We start from the raw sequence: 25,633 nt of genomic DNA, 5'->3' as shown, positions 1-25,633 counted from the left end.
GCTGAACAGGAGGGACAGCTGATAGAAACAGAAGCCACTGGAGCACCTCAAAAACACCATCATACACTAAATCAGTAAGTTGGCAGCATCACCCTCATCACATTGTACCTATGTCCAGGCAAGATGCTTTTGACACATCTCTTGATGTTGAAGAAAATATCATATCTCTGTGTTGCAATTGCCATAAACAAATTCACCTTGGTCAGGGTTATGAAGATATGCTGAAAGAAATATACACTGCGCGAAAAAGGTTATTAAAAAAAGTTGGTATTGATATATCACTGGAAAACTTGATTCTTTATTACAAAATGGAAAGTAAGTGAGATTCAAACGAGAGTGATACCTTCGTTTTATTGGTCGGGATGAACAGCAGATGATGTTTCCGGCAAGTATCGGGTCCAGAAACTTTCTGTTAAAAAAGAGGTAAAAGTAGTCTTGAGCCCTGACTGCGAATTGCCATTGCGCATGACCAGAGAACAGGACGAACCCCTGCCAAACCCAGGCATGAGAAACACCTTTAAAACATAGACTTAATTAAAATCAGCAATTTCCATCGAAATAATAAGCAAGCAGAATTGGCTCAGGTGAATTTCACTCGGTGCAGTGCATGCGTTGGGGGGGGTAAAAGGAAAAACCCGAAATGAATCGGGTTTTGATTAATTAACGATTAACAGGTTCCCGTGCCCGGGAACACTCTGACTGTACGCGCAATATATTATTTCCGCAATCATTATTTTTGATTACCAAGCCATTTATTCATCTGCTCAATTTCACCTTTTTGAGCTTTAATGATGTCCTGCGCGAGCTTTCTCATTTCCGGATCTTTTCCGTATTTTAGCTCGGTCTCAGCCATTGCTATTGCCCCTTCATGGTGTGCTACCATGCCTTTCGCAAAAGCCTTGTCGGGATCGGACTCTTTTACAGCGGCCATCATTTTGTCATGCATACCTTTCATGCCGGACATATATTCCTGTGACGATGACGATGACGATGACGATGACGATGCCGATGAGGATATATCTGACATTTTCATTTCTGAATGTTCTGCGGAAATCGCTGGCAGGGATAACATCAGTATAACAAAAAGCGAATTTGTGATTTTCATATAATAAACCCTTTCAGATGGTTACCGGATAAGTTTAGCTGAGTCAGACAAAAAAGCCCCCTGAAGGGGGCAAAAAATAACAACATATCCGTATAAGGGACAATCTATCAAGGAAAGGGTAACCGCACGGAAACTTCAGTTGTCATCAGCCCGCATTGATCATGCGGCGGTGTGCATCAGCCATAGCCTGATGGGGGCCGGACTGACCGTTATTCGTAAATTCATGGGCAACAGCTGCTCTTTCATGTTCATTCATCGCCGCAAACGAAGTCGCCGGACGGGAAGCGTTAACGGTGCCAGTTCCCATCATCTTCTGATGACTTTCCGCCATTTTTTTATGTGCATCTGCTGAACCATTGTTCATGGTTTCATGAACAATAATAGCCTGTTCATGCTGATCCATACCGGCCATCCGTGGAGCTGCCCCCTGGATGGCGGCTGGAGTTGAAGAAGACTGCATCTGATGGGCCGGAGCCTGAGCATTATTGACACGCTCATGGATATTTACAGTTTCAGTGGCCCAGGCCGTAGAAATTAAGCTCAAACCTAACACTGATGCTAAGACGATATTTTTCATGGTAACTCTCCATTTCTGAATTAGTGATGTCCGTGAATTTCGATCTGTGTCCTCAGTAGTACAACTGACAACTCTACAGACCTTATTCCGCCAGGATGAGGCTTTAATACAACTCCTGGCTTGTGCTGATGCCGTGTATGGATGAAGTAATAATGCCTTCCTGATAAGTTGCACTAATTATATCGAATGGCTTCTGTTTGCTGCATGACAGGCTAATGACATCTTTGTCATTTAAATCTTTATTCTCAGTACTGGGTTTCCGGAATCATTTTCTCCAGTCTGGGCACGGATAGGATAAAACGAGTTGAACGTACGTCCGATTCCACCTGCACTCTTCCGTGATGTGCTTCCACGATGGACTTCACAATCGCAAGGCCGATGCCGCTGCCTTCTCCTTTTCGTTGTCTGGACGGATCTACCCGATAAAAACGGTCAAACAGCCTTGATAAATGCTCTTCAGGGATTGGTTTCCCCGGATTTTCAATCACAAGGTCAAAAAAGCTCTCCTGCTCTCTTATTGAGACGGTGATTGCCTGTCCCTCCGGGGTATAACGCAGGGCATTGGATAACAGATTATTGATCGCCCTTCTGAACATTTGTGGATCTCCCTCAACCAGGCAGGGCATCCCGTTAAATTTGAGCGTGATATTGCGTTCTTCGGCCCAGGCTTCGAAAAACTCGAAGACTTTCATGACTTCCGCTCTGAGGTCAAACATGACCCTGTCAGGTATCAGCTGATTATTATCTGCCTGTGCCAGGAACAGCATATCGCTGACCATTTTGGTCATCCGGTTATACTCTTCAAGACTGGAATAGAGGACATCCTCAAGTTCCCTCTGTGTTCGATCCTGACTCAGTGCGATTTCAGTCTGCGTCACCAGATTGGTGATGGGCGTTCTGATCTCATGCGCGATATCGGCAGAGAAATTGGCCTGGCGGGTAAAGACATCCTCAATCTTTCCAATCATATGATTGAACGAGATAACCAGTTGCTCCAGCTCAATGGGAACGCGTGTCGGTTCCAGTCGCGCATCAAGATTCTCGGAGGTGATGTTTTTAATGGCATTGCTGACATTACGAAGGGGCAGGTGCCCCTGACGGACAGCGATTCGAATGATCAGAACAATCAACAGGCTTATCACGACGGCAATCGCAATCAGGTTCTTTTTCAGCGCATCGAGGTAATGGAGATGGAAATTAATGGATAGGCCAGTCAGCATGACATAGTTCTGCTGTTTGCCCTGAAATATCGCCTGACCAGAGGAGGCGATAATCCTGTATGTTTCCATCTTCATTTCGGACCCGGTATCCATCGGTCCCGCAGGATCCTCCACCGTCCAGAGAAAGACATCCCGTGCGCGGCTGTGCTCGCTAAAATCTGCTGAATTCACTGCCGGGCGTAGTGCCGCCCCCTGAGCTGAGCTAAAGAGCACTTCACCCCTGGGATTGAGGAGCAAAAGGGCAACGTTGCGGTAGCTGGCAATTGATTCCTTTATTTTGCTTATTTTTTTATCATCCGGATCCACCGGGGACTGCAGTATACGGTTCAGTGTGGTGCTGATTTGTTGAAGATCGCTGACATCCTGCTCGGCAAAATGATTTTCAACAGAATGCAGCATAAACCAGGTGAAGGCGATAAAAGCCAGTATCGTGGACAGGCTGATAAAAAAGGTCAGCCGCAGCGCGAGCGAGAACGGGCGTCTGGACGGTTTGCTATGCATCCGGGACCTCCAGCATGTAGCCCACGCCCCGGACTGTCTGGATCAGCTTTGTCCCGTAATCGTTGTCTATTTTCGCGCGAAGTCGCTTTACGGCGACATCAATCGCGTTAGTGTCGCTGTCAAAATTCATGTCCCAGACCTGAGAGGCAATCAGGGAGCGGGGTAGCACTTCACCCTGATGGCGAATGAAAAATTCCAGCAGGCTGAACTCTTTACTGGTGAGCACAATGCGGTTTCCGGCGCGACTGACTTTTCTGGAGACGAGATCAACCGAGAGGTCAGCCACCTTAAACTGACTTTCCGTGATCAGCGTGTTTCCCCGCCTCAGTAGGGTCCTTACCCGGGCGAGCAGTTCGGCAAACGCAAAGGGTTTAACCAGATAATCGTCCGCACCCAGTTCCAGTCCTTTGACCCTGTGTTCGATCGTGCCGAGGGCCGTCAGTAGTAAGACCGGCATACCCTTTCCGGCAGTGCGCAGCATGCGGATGATATCCCAGCCGTTCACATCAGGCAGCATGATGTCCAGAATGACTAAATCATACTCGGCTGTCATGGCGAGATGATATCCGGTAAGACCATTATCAGCGTGATCCACTACGAACCCTGCCTCTGTAAGCCCTTTGCTGAGATATTCACCTGTTTTAATTTCGTCTTCGACGATCAATATTTTCATCTTGCTCCCCGTCTGGCTGCTAATGTCATTCTATTGCGCACACGATCGTAATCAACGAATTACCGTAAAAATGACAACATTGTCATTATTCTGTCACCCGACAAACAGAGTGCATTCTGTAAAGTAACCCTGGTAATACTCTGAACTTCATTTGAACCATTTACCAGGTCTGCCTGGACGAGAAGCGTTATGTTCAAATTAAAATTACTCAGCATCAGCACGATATTCATCCTGGCTGGTTGTGTCTCTCTGGCACCTGAATATCAGCGCCCGGCAGCACCGGTACCCCAGCAGTTTTCACTGTCCCGAAACAGCCTGACGCCAGCAGTGAATGGTTATCAGGATACGGGCTGGCGTAACTTTTTTGTCGATCCCCAGGTTACCCGGCTGATCGGGGAAGCCCTTGCTAATAACCGTAATTTGAGAATGGCTGCCCTGAAGGTTGAAGAGGCCCGGGCCCAGTTCAACGTCACGGATGCAGATCGTTATCCCCAGCTGAATGCCTCATCCGGGATCACCTACAGCGGTGGTCTGAAAGGCGACAAGCCGACCACACAGAAGTACGACGCGGGTCTGGAACTCCGCTATGAGCTCGATTTTTTCGGCAAGCTCAAGAACATGAGTGACGCTGATCGCCAGAACTACTTTGCCAGCGAAGAAGCCCGTCGGGCTGTACATATCCTGCTGGTCTCCAGCGTTTCACAAAGCTATTTCAGCCAGCAACTGGCGTATGAACAACTCCGTATCGCGCGGGAAACGCTGAAAAATTACGAACAGTCCTATGCTTTCGTTGAGCAACAGCTCGTGACCGGGAGTACGAATGTGCTGGCGCTTGAACAGGCCAGGGGACAAATCGAAAGTACCCGCGCTGAGATAGCCAAACGAGAAGGCGATCTGGCTCAGGCAAACAATGCCCTGCAACTGGTGCTGGGAACGTACCGTGCACTGCCGCCAGAAAAAGGGATGAAAGGCGGTGAGATCGCGCCAGTTAAACTGCCATCAAACCTGTCGTCACAAATTTTGCTGCAGCGACCGGATATTATGGAGGCGGAATACCAGCTGAAAGCGGCTGATGCGAATATTGGCGCAGCGCGGGCGGCCTTTTTCCCGTCCATTACCCTGACCAGTGGCCTTTCCGCAAGCAGTACGGAGCTGTCCAGCCTGTTTACGTCAGGAAGTGGAATGTGGAATTTTATCCCTAAAATTGAAATTCCTATATTTAATGCTGGCAGGAATAAAGCCAATCTGAAGCTGGCTGAAATTCGCCAGCAACAGTCGGTGGTTAATTACGAACAAAAAATTCAGTCAGCCTTTAAGGATGTTTCCGACACGCTTGCGCTGCGCGACAGCCTTAGCCAGCAACTTGAGTCACAGCAGCGTTATCTTGATTCACTTCAGATAACTCTCCAGCGTGCCAGAGGATTATATTCCAGTGGTGCTGTCAGTTACATTGAAGTGCTGGATGCAGAGCGTTCTCTCTTCGCTACGCAGCAAACCATTCTCGATCTTACCTATTCCCGGCAGGTTAACGAAATTAATCTGTTTACCGCACTGGGTGGCGGTTGGGTAGAGTAAATTTATTTCATTAATCAGGAAATTTAAAATGCGTAATTCACTTAAAGCCGTTTTATTTGGTGCCTTCTCTGTCATGTTTTCTGCCGGTCTTCATGCTGAAACACATCAGCATGGCGATATGAATACTGCCAGTGATGCTTCGGTACAGCAGGTTATCAAGGGCACCGGTGTCGTTAAAGAAATTGATATAAATAGTAAAAAGATCACCATTTCGCACGAAGCAATCCCTGCGGTGGGCTGGCCTGCAATGACCATGCGCTTCACTTTTGTTAATGCAGACGACGCTATCAATGCCCTGAAAACCGGCAACCATGTCGATTTCTCGTTTATTCAGCAGGGTAATATTTCTTTACTTAAAAGCATTAACGTGACGCAGTCCTGATTGGCTGTCCGGAGCGATTACATCCTGTGCGCCTGTACATTCACATAGGTATATGTGTGAGTTAACCGTCAGGCGCATATGCCAGGTGTTTTGATTTTTTAGCGGAAAATTGTATGGCTTCTTTAAAGATAAAATATGCTGCAATAATTATCAGCAGCCTCATAGCAGGGGGGCTGATATCGGTTACTGCCTGGCAGTATGTAAACTCAGCACAAAAGACAGAAAAAACAGAACAAAAGGCACCGGAACGAAAGGTGCTTTTCTGGTATGACCCAATGAAACCGGATACCAAATTTGATAAACCCGGAAAATCGCCCTTTATGGATATGGACCTGGTGCCAAAATATGCTGATGACAGTGGCGATAAAAGCAGTGGCGGGATCCGTATCGACCCAACCCAGGTTCAGAATCTGGGATTAAAAACGCAAAAAGTCACGCGAGGAATGCTGAATTATTCTCAGACAATCCCGGCTAATGTCAGCTATAACGAGTATCAGTTTGTTATTGTGCAGGCGCGTTCTGACGGGTTTGTCGAAAAAGTCTACCCCATGACGATTGGCGATCATGTGAAGAAGGGGACGCCACTTATCGATATTACCATTCCGGACTGGGTGGAAGCACAGAGTGAATTCCTTCTGTTATCCAGCACCGGTGGTACTTCCACGCAAATTAAAGGCGTTCTGGAACGGCTTCGCCTGGCAGGTATGCCGGAAGAGGATATTCAGAGACTGCGTTCTACCCGGAGCATTCAGACCCGTTTTACCATTAAAGCACCTATTGATGGTGTCATTACTGCATTTGACCTGCGCACCGGCATGAATATTTCGAAAGATAAGGTGGTGGCTCAGATTCAGGGGATGGACCCGGTCTGGATCAGCGCTGCAGTGCCAGAATCTATCGCCTATCTGCTGAAAGATACGTCGCAGTTTGAAATTTCGGTACCGGCTTATCCGGATAAAACATTCCATGTCGAAAAATGGAACATTCTTCCCAGCGTGGATCAGACAACCCGTACGCTTCAGGTCCGTCTCCAAGTTTCTAATAAGGATGAGTTTCTCAAACCGGGCATGAATGCCTATCTCAAACTGAATACCAGAAGCCAGGAGATGCTGCTGATACCAAGCCAGGCCGTTATCGATACCGGCAAAGAACAGCGCGTGATTACTGTTGATGATGAAGGCAAGTTTGTGCCGAAACAGATCCACGTTCTGCATGAGTCACAGCAACAGTCCGGCATCGGCTCCGGCCTGAATGAAGGCGATACCGTGGTGGTCAGTGGCCTGTTCCTCATTGACTCTGAAGCCAATATTACGGGCGCACTGGAACGTATGCGCCACCCTGAAAAAACAGAAAGCAGTATGCCAGCAATGTCTGACCAGCCTGTAAATATGCATTCAGGGCACTGAGGAGACGACGATGATTGAATGGATTATCCGGCGCTCTGTCGCCAACCGTTTCCTGGTCATGATGGGGGCCCTGTTTCTCAGCATCTGGGGCACATGGACGATTATTAACACGCCTGTCGATGCCTTGCCTGACCTGTCAGATGTGCAGGTCATTATCAAAACCAGCTATCCCGGCCAGGCCCCGCAGATTGTAGAAAACCAGGTCACCTATCCACTTACCACCACCATGCTGTCCGTGCCTGGCGCAAAAACCGTGCGTGGTTTTTCACAGTTCGGTGATTCGTATGTGTATGTCATTTTTGAAGACGGCACCGATCTGTACTGGGCCCGTTCCCGCGTGCTGGAGTACCTGAACCAGGTACAGGGAAAACTGCCCGCCGGTGTGAGTTCTGAAATCGGCCCGGACGCCACGGGGGTGGGCTGGATATTTGAATATGCCCTTGTCGATCGCAGCGGAAAACACGACCTTTCAGAACTGCGTTCTCTGCAGGACTGGTTCCTGAAATTTGAGCTGAAAACCATCCCGAACGTGGCTGAGGTCGCTTCGGTTGGCGGCGTGGTGAAACAGTACCAGATTCAGGTCAATCCGGTAAAACTGTCCCAGTACGGTATCAGCCTGCCCGAAGTGAAACAGGCACTTGAATCGTCTAACCAGGAGGCCGGTGGCTCATCCGTTGAAATGGCCGAAGCGGAGTATATGGTCCGTGCCAGCGGTTATCTTCAGAGCATTGATGATTTTAATAACATCGTCCTGAAAACAGGTGAGAACGGCGTGCCGGTTTATCTGCGGGATGTTGCCCGCGTGCAGACCGGGCCCGAAATGAGGCGTGGTATTGCCGAGCTGAACGGCCAGGGAGAAGTCGCTGGCGGCGTGGTGATCCTGCGGTCGGGTAAAAATGCGCGCGACGTTATCACGGCAGTGAGGGATAAACTGGAGACGCTGAAGGCCAGCCTGCCGGAAGGCGTTGAAATCGTGACCACCTACGATCGCAGCCAGTTAATCGACCGGGCGATTGATAACCTCAGTTCCAAACTTCTGGAAGAGTTTATCGTGGTGGCCATCGTCTGTGCTCTGTTCCTGTGGCACGTACGTTCTGCCCTGGTGGCGATTATCTCTCTGCCGCTTGGCCTGTGTATCGCCTTTATCGTCATGCACTTCCAGGGACTGAACGCCAATATCATGTCGCTGGGAGGGATAGCGATTGCCGTCGGTGCGATGGTGGATGCCGCCATTGTGATGATTGAAAATGCGCACAAACGGCTTGAGGAGTGGGATCATCAGCATCCGGGTGAGCAGATTGACAACGCCACCCGCTGGAAGGTGATTACCGACGCCTCCGTGGAAGTGGGACCCGCGTTGTTCATTAGCCTGCTGATCATCACCCTGTCCTTTATTCCTATCTTTACCCTGGAAGGGCAGGAAGGTCGTCTGTTTGGCCCGCTGGCATTCACGAAAACGTACTCCATGGCGGGAGCGGCCGCACTGGCCATCATCGTCATTCCTATTCTGATGGGATTCTGGATCCGGGGGAAAATTCCTGCCGAGACAAGTAACCCCCTGAACCGGGTGCTGATCAAAGCGTATCATCCTTTGCTGCTGCGGGTCCTCCACTGGCCAAAAACAACCCTGCTGGTTGCGGCCTTGTCCATTTTCACCGTTATCTGGCCGCTGAGCCAGGTGGGCGGTGAGTTTCTGCCGAAGATTAACGAGGGCGACCTGTTGTATATGCCGTCGACCCTGCCGGGTGTCTCTCCGGCTGAAGCTGCAGCGCTCCTGCAGACGACGGACAAGTTAATCAAAAGCGTTCCTGAAGTGGCCTCTGTATTTGGCAAGACCGGTAAAGCAGAGACCGCCACGGATTCCGCACCGCTCGAAATGGTTGAAACCACGATCCAGCTCAAACCAGAGGATCAGTGGCGTCCAGGCATGACGATTGACAAGATTATTGAAGAACTCGACAGGACCGTCCGTTTACCGGGGCTGGCAAACCTCTGGGTGCCGCCAATCCGTAACCGTATTGATATGCTCTCAACCGGGATCAAAAGCCCGATAGGTATCAAGGTGTCCGGAACGGTTCTGTCCGATATCGATGCAACGGCGCAGAGTATCGAAGCGGTCGCCAAAACCGTACCCGGCGTAGTGTCTGCTCTCGCAGAGCGACTGGAAGGCGGGCGCTACATTGATGTGGATATCAACCGGGAAAAAGCCTCCCGCTACGGAATGACGGTGGGCGATGTGCAGCTGTTCATCTCATCAGCCATCGGCGGCGCGACGGTAGGGGAAACGGTTGAAGGCGTGGCCCGGTACCCGATTAATATCCGCTATCCGCAGGATTACCGGAACAGCCCGCAGGCCCTGAAACAGATGCCGATCCTGACCCCGATGAAGCAGCAGATCACGCTGGGCGATGTTGCGGATATTAAGGTCGTTTCCGGGCCGACTATGCTGAAAACGGAAAATGCCCGTCCAGCCAGCTGGATTTACATTGACGCGCGCGGCAGGGATATGGTGTCGGTGGTTAATGACATTAAAACGGCGATCAGTCAGAAAGTGAAACTGAGACCGGGTACCAGCGTGTCATTCTCCGGACAGTTTGAACTGCTTGAGCATGCCAACAAGAAACTGAAGCTGATGGTGCCGATGACGGTGATGATCATCTTCATCCTGTTGTATCTGGCATTCCGCCGGGTTGATGAAGCCCTGCTGATCCTGATGAGCCTGCCGTTCGCCCTGGTTGGCGGGATATGGTTCCTGTACTGGCAGGGCTTCCATATGTCTGTCGCAACCGGAACGGGGTTTATCGCTCTGGCCGGGGTGGCAGCAGAGTTTGGCGTGGTCATGCTGATGTATCTGCGTCATGCCATTGAAGCGCACCCGGAATTGTCCCGTAAAGAGACGTTCACACCGGAAGGTCTTGATGAAGCCCTCTATCATGGTGCCGTGCTGCGTGTCCGGCCGAAAGCCATGACCGTGGCGGTGATCATTGCGGGTCTGCTGCCAATACTCTGGGGAACCGGTGCAGGTTCAGAAGTCATGAGCCGTATCGCGGCACCCATGATTGGTGGGATGATCACGGCTCCGCTGCTGTCCCTGTTCATAATTCCTGCCGCCTACAAATTAATCTGGCTGCGCAGACATAAAAAAAGCGTGTCATAACCCTGTAAGGGCATCCTCTGTGGGTGCCCTTCTGTACTGATTCACCCTGACGTCAGGGGTTATATCGATAATATACAGAGGTGAGTATGAAAAAAGTGGTCCTGGTGGCCCTGGCTCTCGGCCTTTCACTGCCCGCAATGGCGAGTGAAAAAGTGATTGATATGTACAAATCTGAAAACTGTGGCTGTTGTTCCCTGTGGGGCAAGGCGATGGAAAAAGACGGGTTTGAAGTACGAACTCACGTCATGAATGATCAGGCGCTGTCAGCCCTGAAAGAAAAGCATGCTATTCCTGCAGGACTACGAAGTTGTCATACCGCGGTTGCCGGTAATTTGATCATTGAAGGCCATGTGCCTGCGACAACGATACATAAGGCAATGCAGTCTGGTTCGGGTATATACGGTCTCGCCACCCCCGGTATGCCAGCAGGAAGTCCTGGAATGGAGATGGGAGCCCGAAAAGAGGCTTACGATGTTATCGCATTCTCACCGGATGGAAGTAAAAAAGTCTTCCAGCGAATCGAATAGTCAGCGGAACGGCTGATAACGGGACGCCGGTAGCAGGCACTCCTGTGCCGGCGATATTCGTGGTAATCGCATCCATGACATACCCTGAAGACAGAAGATGCTTCGGTATGCATAAGGAGAGTTACTGTGAAAAATGACAATGCAGTGCAACACAACAACCAGACTGCTTCTGAGCAGACATTATCCCCGGACGAGGGCCACGTATTGCATAAGGTGAGAGATCCCGTGTGCGGGATGGCCATCCTGCCCGACAGGGCGCACAGCAGCATTCGATACCAGGACCATCAACTTTATTTCTGCTCCGCCAGCTGTGAGAGTAAATTTAAAGCCCATCCCGATCGTTATCTTACCGAAGATGCCAGTGAACATTCCCATCACCATCACCACGATCATCACGAAGTCAGCCCTGATCAGATAAAACAGCCTCACCACCAGGCGGAGAAAGAGAATTCTGAAGGTGTGTGGACATGTCCGATGCACCCGGAGATACGCCGCAGTGGTCCCGGAAGCTGTCCTGTCTGTGGAATGGCACTGGAGCCGCTCGTAGCTACGGCATCCACGGGGCCAAGTGATGAACTTCGCGACATGACAAGACGCTTCTGGCTGGGGTTGTTGCTGGCGTTTCCGGTTCTGGTACTCGAAATGGGATCTCATCTGTTTCCCGCCTTGAGGAATACAGTACCGCCACAGTACAACACATGGCTGCAGCTGCTTCTGGCCTCTCCTGTCGTGTTGTGGTGTGGCTGGCCATTCTTCGCCCGGGCCGGAATGTCGTTACGTAACCGCTCCCTGAATATGTTTACCCTTGTTGCAATGGGCACCGGCGTAGCCTGGGTGTACAGCGTCATTGCAACCGTCTTCCCCTCCTGGTTTCCTGCATCGTTCAGAAACATGGATGGCCTGGTGGCCGTTTATTTTGAAGCCGCAGCAGTTATTACGGTGCTTGTTCTGCTGGGACAGGTTCTTGAGCTGCGGGCACGGGAACAAACCTCAGGTGCCATTACTGCACTACTGAATCTTGCCCCCAAAACCGCCAGGCGGCTGGATCATGACGGTCATGAAACGGATATTAATGCGGAAGATGTTCTGCCTGGCGATAAGCTCCGCATCAGACCAGGAGAGAGTATTCCGGTCGACGGTATTGTGATCGAAGGCAAAACAACCGTTGATGAATCGATGGTGACCGGGGAATCTATGCCGGTTACCAAAACGGAGGGTGACCCTGTCATCGGGGGGACCATTAATCAGACAGGGAGTCTCATCATCCGTGCAGAGAAAGTCGGTGATGAAACAATGCTCTCACGAATTGTTCAGATGGTCGCTGATGCACAGCGTTCGCGTGCCCCCATCCAGAGAATGGCTGACAGCGTTTCAGGCTGGTTTGTTCCTCTGGTGATACTTATCGCGGTTGTTGCTTTCGTGATCTGGTCTGTCTGGGGGCCCGAGCCCAGGATGGCGCACGGTCTCATTGCGGCTGTGTCGGTCCTGATTATTGCCTGTCCCTGCGCGCTGGGGCTGGCCACGCCGATGTCGATAATGGTGGGGGTGGGCAAAGGAGCCCAGGCCGGGGTGTTAATCAGGAATGCCGAAGCCCTTGAGCGTCTTGAAAAAGTGGACACGCTGGTTGTCGACAAAACAGGCACGCTCACGGAAGGTTCGCCTACGGTGACAGGGATTATCAGTCTCAATCCGGGTGGGGAAACATCTCTTTTGCGTGTAACAGCCGCAGTGGAAAAAGGCTCGCAGCATCCGCTGGGTATGGCAGTAGTTAAAGCAGCACAGGAAAAGGGGATCGCAATACCCGCAGTCACTCATTTCGATGCACCGTCGGGTAAAGGTGTCTCAGGCGATGTCGAAGGTCAACGGGTTGTTATTGGTAATGAACTGGCTATGCAGGAAAACAGTATCGTTATTGATAATCAAAAGGCCGTTGCGGATACGTTGCGGATGGAAGGCGCTACCGTTATCTATGTGGCCACAGACGGGGACCTTGCAGGCCTGATAGCTATCTCGGATCCCGTGAAAACAACCACGCCGGATGCGCTTAAAGCTTTGCGTCAGGCGGGGATCCGCATTGTTATGCTCACCGGGGATAACCAGCTTACTGCTGAAGCAGTCGCACGGAAACTGGGAATAGATGAGGTTGAAGCCGGGATTCTGCCTGATGGCAAAAAAGCAGTGATAACCCGACTGAAAGAGTCTGGTCATGTGGTTGCGATGGCCGGAGACGGTGTGAATGATGCCCCGGCGTTGGCGGCGGCTGACGTGGGTATAGCCATGGGAACGGGTACAGATGTGGCAATAGAAAGTGCCGGCGTTACCCTTCTCAAAGGCGATTTGATGATACTGAACAGAGCACGTCATCTGTCAGAAATCACCATGACAAATATCCGGCAGAATCTGTTTTTTGCATTTATCTACAACGCACTTGGCGTGCCCGTGGCTGCTGGTCTGCTTTACCCGGTATATGGAATACTGCTGTCGCCAGTTATTGCGGCGGCGGCCATGGCTCTTTCCTCCGTCAGCGTCATTGTAAATGCGTTGCGTCTGAAAAGGGTCAGGCTCGGGAAATAACCCTGAATGAAGAGCCAGTTACGAACAGAAGGAGTCCGGAATGAAAAGTACAACTTATGCTCTTATTGCAGTCGCCGCGATCGCGGCATTTGCCCTCCTGCGCGAACACTGGTCACATGTGGCAGGTTACTGGCCATATCTGTTATTGCTGGTCTGCCCGCTAATGCATCTTTTCCACGGACACGGAGGGCATGGAGATCATCAACATCACGGAAGTGAAAACGATAAAAAAAATTAATCCGGCAGACGGGGCCGCGTCGCGGTCCCGTTATCAGTCCAGGTATCGTTCGTAGTCTCTGGCATGCGCAAAGGCATGCTGTTCGAGTTTGTTATCAGCGGGTACCGCTGCCCGGAACGCCAGCGAGTTAACAGGATTGTTATTGATGACCAGCTCGTAATGTAGATGAGGACCGGATGAACGTCCGCTGTTACCGGATAACGCAATAGCGCCTCCCCGGGTAACCCTGGCCCCTTTAGTAACGAGTATTTTATTGAGGTGGAGATAGCGAGTTTTAACACCGGCTTTTCCCGTTACTTCAACAAAATATCCCATAGTACTGTTGTATTCGGCCCGGGTGATTTTTCCGTCGATGACGCTAACTATTTTCGTGTTCATGGGCATGGAATAATCAATGCCATTATGGGGACTCACTTTTCCCGATACCGGGTTAAGTCTTGCAGGATTGAAAGGCGAACTTAGTCTTGCTGTGGTCGGTAACGGATAATCGAGACTGCCTTTCCCGGAAGTATCGGAAAGGTTATAGAACTTTTTGTCTGATATACGATACGCCGTGTAATTAAATGAACCGGACGTAAATTTATAGGCTACGACACGTGATTTTCCCGCTTTCTTTTGCAGTACGAGTTTTAATGATTCATTTTTTTTCAAATGCCGAAGATTAAACCGGGAAGGCAAAGAGCGCTGAAGGGTAGCGATCTCGTTCGATTCCAGGCCCGAGCGGGTGGCTGAAAGGTAGGCATTTTCTTTTACGACATCGGTAGAATACATTTACTGGAATTCGCCGTTAGCATGAACACTGCGGCGTATGCTAGGGGTTTTCTGGAGGCGTGTCATCTGTCAGTTAATCGGGAGCACCGTTGATGGTCATCATTTTTGTAACATATCTTGTTTCCCGTTTGCTCCTGAAGCTCTGGGAACTGTATGACAGGCCCGATAGTGATGAGTAGCGTTAATTATGCAGGTCACTATGCCGTAACCCCGCATAGTGACCTGCCAGTAAAATCGTCACCTCATCCCAGGGGGGAGCAGAAGTCGCTTACTGCTTGCCGCTTTCATACAATTCTCGAAGTTTTTTTGCCTGTATTTGATGAGCTTCGGCACCTGCATTATTGACACTCTCATGTATAAGTGCAGCTTTCTCACCGGCATTCAGTTCGCTAAAGGATAAGTTTTTTGTGTTTGCTTCACTTTCGTTCAGCATTTTTTTATGTTCCTCAATCATTTTTTGATGTGGATAAGAAGCGCTATTATTCATAAATGAATGAGCAATAATAGCTCTTTCATGTTCATTCATTTCAGAAAACGGAGTCGCTATATCTTTATTTTTTTCATCAGTATTCTGTTCATGCGTAGCCGCGTTCACATGGGAAATTGCAGAGGCATTATTGACGAAACGATGTGCGTCGTGCGCAATGTTACTGGACTGGGCAAAAACCGCCCCGGATAATAAAGAGGTTAACGCAGTGACAGCAATTAATGTTTTCATAATAAAATACCTTTCCTGACAAATAAAAAGAGGCTCACATAATCATATATAAAAATAACAGACACGTGGGAAAGATGACATAAATGTAATATAGCCAGTTACATTACACAATTGTAATGAATTTGTTTTGTAAGGTGTGCTAGCTTCATTTCATTGCAGGAGAATGAATCTAATTCAAATCGGTTCTCTATCTCTGCCATTAACCATATTTTAATTAAGGGATCGCCATGCAACTCAAAACGTCTCGACGAACTTTCCTGAAGGGGTTGACCCTCTCTGGTGTAGCCGGAAGTCTTGGCGTATGGAGCTTCAATGCACGTTCCAGTCTGAGCCTGCCACCTGCAGCATCCCTGGAGGGTACTCAGTTTGACCTGACCATTGGTGAAACGACCGTCAATATCACCGGCAGTCAGCGCCAGGCCAAAACCATCAATGGCGGCCTGCCGGGGCCCGTCCTTCGCTGGAAAGAAGGTGAAACTATTACCCTGAAGGTCAAAAACCGGCTCAATGAGCAGACATCCATTCACTGGCACGGCATTATTCTTCCGGCCAATATGGATGGTGTACCGGGACTGAGTTTTATGGGCATCGAGCCTGATGACACCTACGTCTACACCTTCAAGGTTAAGCAGAACGGGACTTACTGGTACCACAGCCATTCCGGTCTTCAGGAACAGGAAGGGGTATACGGTGCCATTATTATCGATGCCCAGGAGCCTGAACCTTTTGCTTACGATCGTGAGCATGTGATCATGTTGTCTGACTGGACCGATGAAAATCCTCAGCATCTGCTGAAAAAATTAAAAAAACAGTCGGATTACTACAATTTCAATAAACCAACCGTTGGCTCTTTTTTCCGTGATGTGAATACCAGGGGGCTGTCAGCCACCATTGCCGATCGGAAAATGTGGGCTGAAATGAAAATGAATCCAACTGACCTCGCGGATGTCAGCGGTTACACCTACACCTATCTCATGAACGGACAGGCCCCGCTGAAAAACTGGACCGGACTGTTCCGTCCGGGTGAAAAAATACGCTTACGGTTTATCAACGGCTCGGCAATGACCTATTTCGATATCCGCATTCCCGGGCTCAAAATGTCGGTTGTGGCTGCAGATGGTCAGTATGTCAATCCGGTCACCGTTGACGAATTCAGGATTGCAGTTGCCGAAACCTATGATGTCATCGTGGAGCCTCAGGGTGAGGCCTATACCATCTTCGCACAATCCATGGACAGAACCGGTTACGCTCGCGGGACTCTGGCCACAAGAGAGGGGTTAAGTGCTGCCGTTCCCGCTCTCGATCCTCGTCCTCTTCTGACCATGGAAGATATGGGTATGGGAGGAATGGGACATGATATGGCAGGAATGGATCACAGCCAGATGGGAGGCATGGATAACAGCGGACAGATGATGTCTATGGATGGCGCTGACCTGCCGGAAAGCGGGACATCCTCCGCGCCAGTGGACCACAGCAACATGGCCGGTATGGATCATTCCCGGATGGCCGGAATGCCGGGTATGCAAAGTCATCCTGCGTCAGAAACGGATAACCCACTGGTTGATATGCAGGCGATGAGCGTCTCTCCGAAATTAAATGATCCGGGTATTGGTCTTCGAAATAACGGAAGAAAGGTTCTCACGTACGCGGATTTGAAAAGCCGCTTTGAGGATCCTGACGGACGTGAACCTGGCCGTACCATAGAACTGCATTTAACCGGCCACATGGAAAAGTTTGCCTGGTCATTTAACGGAATCAAGTTTTCAGATGCCGCACCTGTGCTGCTGAAATACGGTGAGCGACTCAGAATCACGCTGGTCAACGATACCATGATGACTCACCCCATTCACCTGCATGGTATGTGGAGCGATCTGGAAGATGAAAACGGTAATTTCATGGTGCGTAAACATACAATAGATGTTCCTCCTGGTACCAAACGCAGTTACAGAGTGACAGCAGATGCGCTTGGCCGCTGGGCATATCACTGCCATTTGCTCTATCACATGGAAATGGGAATGTTTCGTGAAGTTCGGGTGGAGGAATGATGCGAATGAAGAGAAATTTTAAGGCCATACCGGTTTTGTTCGCCGGTTTGTTTACCTCACAGGTTTCGATCGCAGCGGGCTCAGTGTCTGCAGACCCCCACGCCGGGCACGACATGTCAGCTATGCAGATGTCAGCGGATGAGAACTTCACTGAGATGACGTCCATGGAGCCCGTTGTGACAGAGAGCAGAACGCCAATTCCGCCAGTTACCAATGCCGACCGAAAGGCTGCATTCGGCAATTTACAGGGGCATGCAATTCACGACAGTGCAATTAATTATCTGGTTCTGCTGGATCAGCTTGAATGGCAACGGTCGGATAACAGCAACAATTTCAGCTGGAGCGTTAACAGCTGGATCGGAGGCGACACAGACCGGCTTTGGCTAAAGAGCGAAGGTGAACGAAGCGGGGGAAAAACAGAGACGGCAGAAGCCCAGTTACTCTGGGGACATGCGGTTGGCCCATGGTGGGATTTGGTTGCGGGTGTCAGGCAGGAATTCAGACCTGAGTCAGCCCAGACCTGGGCTGCTGTCGGTTTTCAGGGACTTGCGCTCTATAATTTTGAGTCTGAAATTACGGGTTTTGTCAGTAATGGTGGAAAAGCCGCTCTGCGTCTGGGAGGAGAATACGACGTTTTACTTACTAACCGGCTCATACTCCAGCCATCCTATGAGGTGAATTTCTACAGTCAGGATGATGAATCGCGGGGGCGCGGCAGGGGATTAGCTGACACAGAGCTGGGGCTCCGGTTGCGCTATGAAATACGCCGCGAGTTTGCACCCTATGTAGGCGTCTCCTGGAATCAGCTTTACGGGAAAACATCCGATATGGCGAAAAGAGAGGGTGAGAAAGACCATCAGGTAGTATTCCTGGCGGGAGCCAGAATCTGGTTTTAATGCATTGACTTAAAACACTCAACTAAACAGGTAAATAATATGTCGATTTTACATAAAGCCACTCTTACAGGTGGCCTGGTTCTGGGCGTCGCTTTTTCTGCTATGGCCCATCCGGAATTAAAAAGCTCGGTTCCACAGGCTGATTCAGCTGTAGCGGCCCCGGAAAAGATTCAGCTAAATTTCACGGAAAATCTGACCGTGAAATTCTCAGGTGCAAAATTAACGATGACGGGTATGAAAGGCATGTCATCACATTCTCCGATGCCAGTCGCGGCAAAAGTGGCACCAGGCGCTGACCCTAAATCGATGGTCATTATTCCGCGAGAACCTTTACCCGCTGGCACTTATCGTGTTGACTGGCGCGCGGTTTCTTCAGATACGCACCCGATTACCGGTAATTACACTTTCACAGTGAAGTAATATCATGAACGAACTGATTATGATTGTTATTCGTTTTCTTCTTTATCTTGATTTGATGGTAATATTTGGATTGCCATTTTTTCAGATATATGGAATAAGCGGTGTAAGACATGAAGCGTATAACCTGACTAATTTCAGGTCGTTTATAACCTTTGCTGTTGTTGCAGGCATCATTCTTACTGGCATTAATATGCTCCTGGTATCTAATGCCATGAGCGGAGTAACTGATCTCAGAGAATTATCCATCCATATTATCGAGATGGTTATAGAAGAAACTGATGTAGGTATTAGCTGGATTGTCAGGCTCTGTGCCCTGTTTACCACACTCGGTGCTTTGTTCCTTTACACTAATAAGAGAGTATTGTCCTGCCTGCTAATGACGATGAGTGGGGGCGTGGCGCTGGCTACACTTGCCTGGGGAGGACACGCCGTCATGCATGACGGTCTGCATTACTACCTCCATTTACTGGGCGATCTGACTCATCTCGGCGCTGCAGGTGCCTGGACAGGTGCTCTGGTTGCATTTGCTATCCTGCTGATGCGCAGAAACGCGCATAATGCACAGAGCGTCAGTGTGATATCTGACTCTCTGGCAAAATTTGCAACCGCAGGAACGGTGATTGTTGTGGCTCTGATCCTGAGTGCGCTGGTCAACTATCTGTATATTGCTGAAGGTAACTTAACCCCCTTGTTCAACAGTGCCTGGGGGGGCATATTGCTTGCTAAAACGGCTCTGTTTGTTCTGATGCTTCTGCTGGCTGCAGCAAACCGGTTTCACCTTGGCCCCCGCCTTGAAGTTATGGTCAGGGAAGGGAATTATGTTCGCAGCGTTGCCATGATGCGAAACAGCATCCTGACAGAATTCTTCGTTGCGGTCGCCATTCTGGGGGCTGTATCTTGGCTAGGAACGCTTGCTCCGTCTCAGGCAAGCTAGTGATCCGTAATATTTTTACCATCATATCATCGAGTTAACCATGCAGCGTATTTTAATCGTTGAAGACGAACATAAAACAGGTAGTTACCTGCAGCAGGGACTGGTTGAGGAGGGCTATCAGGCCGATCTCTTTGATAATGGCCGCGATGGTCTCGGGGCCGCGTCGAAAGGACAGTATGATTTGATAATACTGGACGTGATGCTGCCTTTCCTCGACGGGTGGCAAATCATCAGCGCACTGAGGGAGTCCGGGCACGAAGAACCGGTCCTGTTTTTAACCGCAAAGGACAACGTACGGGACAAAGTGAAAGGGCTGGAGCTTGGCGCAGATGACTATCTTATCAAGCCCTTCGATTTTACAGAGCTGGTTGCACGGGTAAGAACCTTATTGCGCCGGGCCCGTTCACAGACTGCCACGGTTTGCACCATAGCTGACATGACCGTCGATATGGTGCGGCGGACAGTGACACGCTCAGGTAAAAAGATCCATCTCACCGGCAAAGAATACGTTCTGCTTGAACTGCTGCTGCAACGCACCGGAGAAGTGTTACCCAGAAGTCTTATCTCGTCACTGGTCTGGAATATAAATTTTGACAGTGATACGAATGTGATAGATGTTGCCGTGAGACGGCTCAGAAGCAAAATTGACGATGACTATGAGCCAAAACTGATCCATACCGTGCGCGGTGCCGGATATATTCTGGAGATCAGAGAAGAGTGAGATTCAAAATTTCCCTGACCACGCGCCTGAGTCTGATTTTTTCTGCAGTTATGCTGACTGTATGGTGGTTATCAAGTTTTTTACTGATTAGCACCCTTAATGGCTATTTCGATAATCAGGATCGGGATTTTCTGACAGGTAAACTTCAGCTTACTGAAGAGTTTCTGAAAGCAGAAACGTTCCAAAATAAAACTGATATTAAATCATTATCAGAAAAAATAAATGATGCGATGATAGGGCACAGTGGATTATTCATATCTATAAAAAACATGGAAAATGAAAAAATCGTGGAGCTGTATGCTAAAAATTCTGCGGTCCCTGAGATCCTGTTAAATAAGTCAGGTGATATTCTCGACTATATGATCCAGACTGAAGAAAATAATACTGTTTACCGCAGCATCTCACGTCGGGTTGCAGTGACTCCGGAACAGGGTAAAAGCAAACATTTCATCATTACGGTTGCCACGGATACAGGGTATCACACCCTGTTTATGGACAAACTCAGCACCTGGCTGTTCTGGTTCAATATAGGTCTGGTCTTTATTTCAATTTTTCTGGGCTGGCTGACCACACGTATTGGTCTGAAACCGTTACGGGAAATGACCAGCCTGGCTTCCTCCATGACGGTGCATAGCCTGGATCAGCGTCTTAATCCCGATCTGGCTCCGCCGGAAATCTCTGAGACCATGCAGGAGTTCAATAACATGTTCGATCGCCTGGAGGGGTCATTCCGGAAACTGTCAGATTTCTCGTCTGACATCGCGCATGAATTGCGCACACCGGTCAGTAATCTGATGATGCAGACGCAGTTTGCACTGGCTAAGGAAAGGGAGGTTTCGCATTACCGCGAAATTTTATTCGCTAACCTGGAAGAACTGAAAAGGTTGTCACGAATGACCAGTGACATGCTTTTTCTGGCACGTTCAGAGCATGGTCTGCTGCAGCTGGAGAAACATGATGTGGATCTGGCCGCCGAACTGAATGAATTACGTGAGTTATTCGAGCCCCTGGCAGACGAAACAGGAAAGACAATCACGGTTGAAGGAGAGGGCGTTGTTGCCGGAGACAGCGATATGCTGCGACGTGCTTTCAGTAACCTGCTCTCCAATGCTATCAAGTATTCTCCCGATAACACCTGTACAGCGATACGCCTTGAGCGTGACAGTGACTGTGTGAACGTGATGATTACCAATACGATGTCTGGCCCGGTTCCCGCTAATCTTGAACGTTTGTTTGACCGGTTCTATCGCGCAGACTCATCAAGGGTCCACAACACGGAAGGCGCGGGGCTGGGATTATCAATTACAAGGTCGATCATTCATGCTCACGGCGGCGAGCTGTCAGCAGAACAGCAGGGGCGGGAAATTGTGTTCAAAGTGCGCCTGTTAATGGATTAATCCCGTTATTCAGGAGAAACCTGAAAGGTGACAAAATTGTCATCATTCAGTCACGCGATAAACAGAGGCGGTTTTTTATAATCAGTCATAAATCAGGACCAGCGTGATAACCCAATCGCCCGGTTCCTGGAGTGATGATTAACCAGCCCTGTAATCAAATGCTTTAGCATTGATTGTTCGGGTATGAAAACACCGGAGACCCAACCATGAAAAAGATTCTTGTATCCTTTATTGCCATGATGGCTGTCGCTTCATCTGCCATGGCTTCAGAGACAATGAACATGCATGACCAGGTAAATAATGCCCAGGCACCGGCCCATCAGATGCAGTCTTCAACTGTTAAAAGCACAGTTGAGGGAGAGAGCATGAAAATGATGGATATGAATGACCACGATAAGGCAGCAATGTCCCATGAAATGATGCAAAACAGTAATTCTGCCGCTCACCAGGACATGGCTGAAATGCATAAAAAAATGATGAATGCTAAACCAGGGGCTACCAACGAAACAGCAAAGTCATTTTCTGAAATGAGCGAGCATGAGAAGGCCGCAGTAGTGCATGAGAAGGCGAATAATGGTCAGTCTTCCGTTGTTCACCAGCAGCAGGCTGAAAAGCATCGCAGTCAGATCACCCAGAATTAACCCGCAGCTCCACTTGTAAGACCCTCATTTGACGCCAAATTCACTGGCTTACGCTCCTGCCCGGGAGCGTTTTTTTTATGCTTCACTACAATGTAGCCGTGAAGCCAACAACGACTATTTGTCCCCCACTCCACAGAGCATGTTTTCTATCCTTACATGAAATAGCCCTCCCATATAGATACGAAAAAACATATGTGTTTTTTGACTTTTAGCCTCAGAAGCGCGAAACTCGCCATTCAAAGCAGGAGAGTATAATGACACAAATTTCATCCCTACAACTTTTCAAAATCCTATCTGATGAGACCCGTCTGGGTATCGTACTGCTGCTCAGAGAGATGGGAGAGCTATGCGTGTGCGATCTCTGCACGGCACTGGAACAGTCACAACCCAAGATCTCCCGCCATCTGGCGATGCTTCGGGAATGTGGACTGTTGCTGGATCGCAAACAGGGCAAGTGGGTTCACTACCGCTTATCCCCACATATTCCTTCCTGGGCCGCTCAGGTGATTGAGCAGGCCTGGTTAAGCCAACAGGACGACGTGCAGACCATCGCCCGTAAGCTGGCATCAGCCAACTGCTCTGGAAGCGGTAAGGCTGTTTGTATCTAAAAAATTTGCCTGAACATATATGATTTTACGAATGTGAGGTATCAAAGATGAAAACGTTAACCGTGTTTGATCCGGCGATGTGCTGCAGTACCGGCGTTTGTGGTTCAGATGTTGATCAGGTTCTGGTCGATTTTTCTGCTGATGTGCAATGGCTGAAAGGGCGTGGGGTTCAGATCGAACGTTACAACCTGGCGCAACAGCCGATGAGCTTCGTTGAGAACGCTAAAGCGAAAGCATTCCTTGAAGCTTCTGGAGCCGAAGGGCTTCCGCTGCTGTTGCTGGATGGCGAAACGGTGATGGCAGGGCGTTATCCCAAACGTGCTGAACTGGCTCGCTGGTTAGGTATTCCGCTGGAGAAAGTGGGCGTGGCTCCGACAAGCTGCTGTGGTGGTAACACTTCCTGTTGTTGAGTATGTCAGGAGAACATATGCATTTTTTACAGAATATCCCGCCTTACCTGTTTTTCACTGGCAAAGGAGGAGTAGGTAAAACCTCAATTTCCTGCGCTACAGCTATACGCCTGGCAGAACAGGGCAAGCGCGTCCTGCTTGTCAGTACCGATCCGGCTTCTAACGTTGGTCAGGTATTCGATCAGACTATCGGGAAAACTATCCAGCCCGTGACTGCTGTGTCTGGTCTTTCGGCTCTGGAGATTGACCCGCAGGATGCCGCCCAGCAATACCGCGCCAGAATCGTTGACCCTATTAAAGGTCTTTTGCCTGATGACGTTGTTAACAGCATCAGTGAACAGCTTTCAGGAGCTTGTACGACAGAGATTGCTGCGTTCGACGAGTTTACTGGCTTACTGACCGACGCTTCTCTGCTGACCCGCTTCGATCACATCATTTTTGATACTGCCCCAACGGGCCACACTATTCGCCTTCTTCAGCTTCCCGGAGCCTGGAGCAGCTTCATCGAAAGTAACCCAGATGGTGCTTCCTGTCTTGGGCCGATGGCGGGGCTGGAAAAGCAGCGTGAGCAATATGCTCATGCGGTTGAGGCATTATCCGATCCTGAACGAACTCGCCTTGTGCTGGTCGCGCGATTGCAAAAATCAACACTGCAGGAAGTCGCTCGTACTCATGGCGAATTATCAGCTATTGGCCTTAAAAATCAGTATTTAGTCATTAACGGTGTCCTGCCTGCGAGCGAAACAGAACGTGATGCACTGGCCGCTGCAATATGGCAACGGGAGCAAGAGGCGCTGGCAAATCTTCCTGCCAGATTATCTGATTTGCCGACAGACAACTTATACCTTCAGCCGCTGAACATGGTTGGTGTGTCCGCATTGAAAGGCCTGCTCAACGAACACGCTGAGATAACATCGCTTCCTGAACAAAGCACACAGAACAAGCCAGAGAATATGTCGTTGTCTGTCCTGGTTGATGATATCGCCCGCAGTGAACACGGTTTGATTATGCTGATGGGCAAAGGTGGTGTGGGTAAAACCACAATGGCTGCGGCTATCGCCGTCAGTCTGGCGGATAAGGGTTTTGATGTGCATCTCACCACCTCAGATCCTGCTGCACATCTCAGTACAACGCTCAATGGCAGCCTTAAAAATCTGCAGGTCGGCCGAATCAACCCTCACGATGAAACTGAACGCTATCGTCAGCATGTTCTTGAGACGAAAGGCAGGGATCTGGATGAGGCCGGGAAGCGGCTGCTCGAAGAGGATTTACGTTCTCCTTGCACAGAAGAGATTGCGGTGTTCCAGGCGTTCTCACGCGTCATCCGTGAAGCAGGCAAACGGTTTGTGGTCATGGATACGGCACCGACCGGGCATACGCTATTACTGCTTGATGCGACCGGGGCTTATCACCGTGAGATTGCCAGGAAGATGGAGGATAAAGGTCATTTTACCACTCCGATGATGCAGCTTCAGGACCCGGAACGTACCAAAGTCTTGCTGGTCACTCTGCCTGAAACCACACCTGTACTGGAAGCGGCAAACCTGCTGTCCGATCTTGAACGTGCGGGGATTCATCCCTGGGGCTGGATTATCAATAACAGCCTTTCGATTGCACAGACGCAATCGCCGCTGCTTTGCCAGCGCGCCCGACAAGAGCTTCCTCAAATCGAGGTTGTGAAAAACCAGCATGCAAGCTGCATAGCGTTAGTACCGGTAATGGCTGCAGAGCCCACTGGCATCGAGAAACTCAGAGAGCTGGCCGTTTAATTTTTTTGTATATACAGGGCGGCAAAGCCGTCCTGTCTGGAGGATTTATGTTACTGGCAGGCGCTATTTTTGTCCTGACCATCGTTTTGGTTATCTGGCAACCGAAGGGATTAGGGATCGGCTGGAGTGCGACGCTGGGCGCGGTACTGGCGCTGATATCTGATGTAGTCCATTTTGGTGATATCCCTGTAGTGTGGAATATCATCTGGAATGCGACGGCGACCTTTATTGCCGTGATTATTATGGGTAAGCGGATTAAATGGTTGATCTTACCGGCACTGTTGCAAAGTTAGCGATGAGGCAGCCTTTTGTCTTATTCAAAGGCCTTACATTTCAAAAACTCTGCTTACCAGGCGCATTTCGCCCAG

At 49.7% G+C, this 25,633-nt stretch carries 23 protein-coding genes and 2 pseudogenes; 19 read left to right on the top strand and 6 right to left on the bottom strand.

The features are described 5' to 3' along the window. Nucleotides 1-92: 92 nt before the first annotated feature. Nucleotides 93-323, top strand: a pseudogene (locus tag HII27_RS25765) (HNH endonuclease); the annotation flags it as partial. Nucleotides 324-730: 407 nt separating this feature from the next. Here HII27_RS25765 and copM read toward each other — a convergent pair. The 4 genes from copM to silR all read right to left on the bottom strand — a co-directional run bounded on the left by copM (nt 731) and on the right by silR (nt 4,076). Beyond that, nucleotides 731-1,105: a CopM family metallochaperone gene (gene copM, locus HII27_RS25760; RefSeq protein ID WP_064375608.1), complete on the bottom strand. Its 375-nt coding sequence runs from the start codon at nt 1,103-1,105 to the stop codon at nt 731-733. A 145-nt stretch (nt 1,106-1,250) separates the two neighbouring features. After that, on the bottom strand, nt 1,251-1,682 hold the full coding sequence (silE, locus tag HII27_RS25755; protein WP_007374411.1) for a silver-binding protein SilE: 432 nt from the start codon (nt 1,680-1,682) through the stop codon (nt 1,251-1,253). Between the two features lie 245 nt (nt 1,683-1,927). Next, on the bottom strand, nt 1,928-3,403 hold the full coding sequence (gene silS, locus HII27_RS25750) for a copper/silver sensor histidine kinase SilS (RefSeq protein WP_007374412.1): 1,476 nt from the start codon (nt 3,401-3,403) through the stop codon (nt 1,928-1,930). Further along, a complete protein-coding gene (gene silR, locus HII27_RS25745; protein ID WP_015572045.1) occupies nt 3,396-4,076 on the bottom strand; it encodes a copper/silver response regulator transcription factor SilR in 681 nt (226 codons plus the stop codon). Before silR ends, silS begins: the two co-directional genes overlap by 8 nt. Before the next feature lie 189 nt (nt 4,077-4,265). On the opposite strand from silR, the gene silC reads away from it, so the two are divergent. The 7 genes from silC (at nt 4,266) to HII27_RS25710 (ending at nt 13,935) form a co-directional block, all read left to right on the top strand. Further along, nucleotides 4,266-5,651 (top strand): Cu(+)/Ag(+) efflux RND transporter outer membrane channel SilC, encoded by a 1,386-nt coding sequence (gene silC, locus HII27_RS25740; RefSeq protein ID WP_049042644.1) that lies wholly within the window; start codon nt 4,266-4,268, stop codon nt 5,649-5,651. 28 nt (nt 5,652-5,679) lie between these two features. Continuing rightward, nucleotides 5,680-6,033, top strand: a complete 354-nt coding sequence (gene cusF, locus HII27_RS25735; RefSeq protein ID WP_008786772.1) for a cation efflux system protein CusF — start codon at nt 5,680-5,682, stop codon at nt 6,031-6,033. A 113-nt stretch (nt 6,034-6,146) separates the two neighbouring features. Then, nucleotides 6,147-7,439: a Cu(+)/Ag(+) efflux RND transporter periplasmic adaptor subunit SilB gene (gene silB, locus HII27_RS25730; RefSeq protein ID WP_000157620.1), complete on the top strand. Its 1,293-nt coding sequence runs from the start codon at nt 6,147-6,149 to the stop codon at nt 7,437-7,439. Nucleotides 7,440-7,449: 10 nt separating this feature from the next. After that, nucleotides 7,450-10,596: a Cu(+)/Ag(+) efflux RND transporter permease subunit SilA gene (silA, locus tag HII27_RS25725; RefSeq protein ID WP_000574029.1), complete on the top strand. Its 3,147-nt coding sequence runs from the start codon at nt 7,450-7,452 to the stop codon at nt 10,594-10,596. 86 nt (nt 10,597-10,682) lie between these two features. Next, complete coding sequence (locus tag HII27_RS25720; RefSeq protein WP_009654300.1) at nt 10,683-11,123, top strand: DUF411 domain-containing protein; 441 nt, start codon at nt 10,683-10,685, stop codon at nt 11,121-11,123. Between the two features lie 126 nt (nt 11,124-11,249). After that, the gene (silP, locus tag HII27_RS25715; RefSeq protein ID WP_185670121.1) at nt 11,250-13,697 is read left to right on the top strand and encodes an Ag(+)-translocating P-type ATPase SilP; all 2,448 of its coding nucleotides are present in this window, start codon (nt 11,250-11,252) and stop codon (nt 13,695-13,697) included. Nucleotides 13,698-13,737: 40 nt separating this feature from the next. Next, nucleotides 13,738-13,935, top strand: coding sequence for a DUF2933 domain-containing protein (locus HII27_RS25710; RefSeq protein ID WP_000843494.1), 198 nt, complete (start codon nt 13,738-13,740; stop codon nt 13,933-13,935). A gap of 33 nt (nt 13,936-13,968) precedes the next feature. Here the strand turns inward: HII27_RS25710 and HII27_RS25705 are convergent, their stop codons facing one another. Both HII27_RS25705 and HII27_RS25700 read right to left on the bottom strand, forming a co-directional pair. After that, nucleotides 13,969-14,706: a peptidoglycan DD-metalloendopeptidase family protein gene (locus tag HII27_RS25705; protein WP_032951218.1), complete on the bottom strand. Its 738-nt coding sequence runs from the start codon at nt 14,704-14,706 to the stop codon at nt 13,969-13,971. A 268-nt stretch (nt 14,707-14,974) separates the two neighbouring features. Continuing rightward, nucleotides 14,975-15,424, bottom strand: a complete 450-nt coding sequence (locus HII27_RS25700; protein WP_008786776.1) for a hypothetical protein — start codon at nt 15,422-15,424, stop codon at nt 14,975-14,977. 227 nt (nt 15,425-15,651) lie between these two features. Between HII27_RS25700 and pcoA the strand changes: the two genes are divergently transcribed. From pcoA to HII27_RS25645, 11 genes and pseudogenes are all read left to right on the top strand, one after another. Continuing rightward, the gene (gene pcoA / locus HII27_RS25695; protein ID WP_185670120.1) at nt 15,652-17,469 is read left to right on the top strand and encodes a multicopper oxidase PcoA; all 1,818 of its coding nucleotides are present in this window, start codon (nt 15,652-15,654) and stop codon (nt 17,467-17,469) included. 5 nt (nt 17,470-17,474) lie between these two features. Next, nucleotides 17,475-18,365 carry a copper resistance outer membrane transporter PcoB gene (pcoB, locus tag HII27_RS25690; protein ID WP_074147394.1) on the top strand — a complete coding sequence of 297 codons (891 nt, stop codon included), beginning with the start codon at nt 17,475-17,477 and terminating at the stop codon, nt 18,363-18,365. A 39-nt stretch (nt 18,366-18,404) separates the two neighbouring features. Then, a complete protein-coding gene (gene pcoC, locus HII27_RS25685; RefSeq protein WP_032951225.1) occupies nt 18,405-18,785 on the top strand; it encodes a copper resistance system metallochaperone PcoC in 381 nt (126 codons plus the stop codon). A 55-nt stretch (nt 18,786-18,840) separates the two neighbouring features. Further along, entirely contained in the window at nt 18,841-19,719 is an 879-nt protein-coding gene (gene pcoD, locus HII27_RS25680; RefSeq protein WP_230586310.1) for a copper resistance inner membrane protein PcoD, read from the top strand. Nucleotides 19,720-19,759: 40 nt separating this feature from the next. Beyond that, entirely contained in the window at nt 19,760-20,440 is a 681-nt protein-coding gene (gene pcoR, locus HII27_RS25675) for a copper response regulator transcription factor PcoR (RefSeq protein WP_008786781.1), read from the top strand. Continuing rightward, nucleotides 20,437-21,837: a copper resistance membrane spanning protein PcoS gene (gene pcoS, locus HII27_RS25670; RefSeq protein ID WP_008786782.1), complete on the top strand. Its 1,401-nt coding sequence runs from the start codon at nt 20,437-20,439 to the stop codon at nt 21,835-21,837. The genes pcoR and pcoS overlap by 4 nt, the downstream gene beginning before the upstream one ends. A 206-nt stretch (nt 21,838-22,043) precedes the next feature. Beyond that, complete coding sequence (locus HII27_RS25665) at nt 22,044-22,478, top strand: hypothetical protein (RefSeq protein WP_008786783.1); 435 nt, start codon at nt 22,044-22,046, stop codon at nt 22,476-22,478. Nucleotides 22,479-22,732: 254 nt separating this feature from the next. Next, nucleotides 22,733-23,086 carry an As(III)-sensing metalloregulatory transcriptional repressor ArsR gene (arsR, locus tag HII27_RS25660; RefSeq protein ID WP_008786784.1) on the top strand — a complete coding sequence of 118 codons (354 nt, stop codon included), beginning with the start codon at nt 22,733-22,735 and terminating at the stop codon, nt 23,084-23,086. A 47-nt stretch (nt 23,087-23,133) separates the two neighbouring features. Next, a complete protein-coding gene (gene arsD, locus HII27_RS25655) occupies nt 23,134-23,496 on the top strand; it encodes an arsenite efflux transporter metallochaperone ArsD (protein WP_008786785.1) in 363 nt (120 codons plus the stop codon). A 17-nt stretch (nt 23,497-23,513) separates the two neighbouring features. After that, nucleotides 23,514-25,265: an arsenite efflux transporter ATPase subunit ArsA gene (gene arsA, locus HII27_RS25650; RefSeq protein WP_185670119.1), complete on the top strand. Its 1,752-nt coding sequence runs from the start codon at nt 23,514-23,516 to the stop codon at nt 25,263-25,265. A gap of 47 nt (nt 25,266-25,312) precedes the next feature. Next, nucleotides 25,313-25,510, top strand: a pseudogene (locus tag HII27_RS25645) (ArsB/NhaD family transporter); the annotation flags it as partial. Between the last annotated feature and the right edge of the window lie 123 nt (nt 25,511-25,633).

Source organism: Kluyvera sichuanensis (assembly GCF_014218705.1).
In the GTDB taxonomy this organism is placed as follows: domain Bacteria; phylum Pseudomonadota; class Gammaproteobacteria; order Enterobacterales; family Enterobacteriaceae; genus Kluyvera; species Kluyvera sichuanensis.
Note: the sequence above shows the minus strand (reverse complement) of the source record. Positions and strands in the feature narration are given on the sequence as shown.

Bases quoted from the DNA above. Each gene is read 5' to 3' on its own strand.
- copM (WP_064375608.1), bottom strand. From the start codon at position 1,105: ATGAAAATCACAAATTCGCTTTTTGTTATACTGATGTTATCCCTGCCA.
- silE (WP_007374411.1), bottom strand. From the start codon at position 1,682: ATGAAAAATATCGTCTTAGCATCAGTGTTAGGTTTGAGCTTAATTTCT.
- silS (WP_007374412.1), bottom strand. From the start codon at position 3,403: ATGCATAGCAAACCGTCCAGACGCCCGTTCTCGCTCGCGCTGCGGCTG.
- silR (WP_015572045.1), bottom strand. From the start codon at position 4,076: ATGAAAATATTGATCGTCGAAGACGAAATTAAAACAGGTGAATATCTC.
- silC (WP_049042644.1), top strand. From the start codon at position 4,266: ATGTTCAAATTAAAATTACTCAGCATCAGCACGATATTCATCCTGGCT.
- cusF (WP_008786772.1), top strand. From the start codon at position 5,680: ATGCGTAATTCACTTAAAGCCGTTTTATTTGGTGCCTTCTCTGTCATG.
- silB (WP_000157620.1), top strand. From the start codon at position 6,147: ATGGCTTCTTTAAAGATAAAATATGCTGCAATAATTATCAGCAGCCTC.
- silA (WP_000574029.1), top strand. From the start codon at position 7,450: ATGATTGAATGGATTATCCGGCGCTCTGTCGCCAACCGTTTCCTGGTC.
- HII27_RS25720 (WP_009654300.1), top strand. From the start codon at position 10,683: ATGAAAAAAGTGGTCCTGGTGGCCCTGGCTCTCGGCCTTTCACTGCCC.
- HII27_RS25710 (WP_000843494.1), top strand. From the start codon at position 13,738: ATGAAAAGTACAACTTATGCTCTTATTGCAGTCGCCGCGATCGCGGCA.
- HII27_RS25705 (WP_032951218.1), bottom strand. From the start codon at position 14,706: ATGTATTCTACCGATGTCGTAAAAGAAAATGCCTACCTTTCAGCCACC.
- HII27_RS25700 (WP_008786776.1), bottom strand. From the start codon at position 15,424: ATGAAAACATTAATTGCTGTCACTGCGTTAACCTCTTTATTATCCGGG.
- pcoA (WP_185670120.1), top strand. From the start codon at position 15,652: ATGCAACTCAAAACGTCTCGACGAACTTTCCTGAAGGGGTTGACCCTC.
- pcoB (WP_074147394.1), top strand. From the start codon at position 17,475: ATGAAGAGAAATTTTAAGGCCATACCGGTTTTGTTCGCCGGTTTGTTT.
- pcoC (WP_032951225.1), top strand. From the start codon at position 18,405: ATGTCGATTTTACATAAAGCCACTCTTACAGGTGGCCTGGTTCTGGGC.
- pcoD (WP_230586310.1), top strand. From the start codon at position 18,841: ATGGTAATATTTGGATTGCCATTTTTTCAGATATATGGAATAAGCGGT.
- pcoR (WP_008786781.1), top strand. From the start codon at position 19,760: ATGCAGCGTATTTTAATCGTTGAAGACGAACATAAAACAGGTAGTTAC.
- HII27_RS25665 (WP_008786783.1), top strand. From the start codon at position 22,044: ATGAAAAAGATTCTTGTATCCTTTATTGCCATGATGGCTGTCGCTTCA.
- arsR (WP_008786784.1), top strand. From the start codon at position 22,733: ATGACACAAATTTCATCCCTACAACTTTTCAAAATCCTATCTGATGAG.
- arsD (WP_008786785.1), top strand. From the start codon at position 23,134: ATGAAAACGTTAACCGTGTTTGATCCGGCGATGTGCTGCAGTACCGGC.
- arsA (WP_185670119.1), top strand. From the start codon at position 23,514: ATGCATTTTTTACAGAATATCCCGCCTTACCTGTTTTTCACTGGCAAA.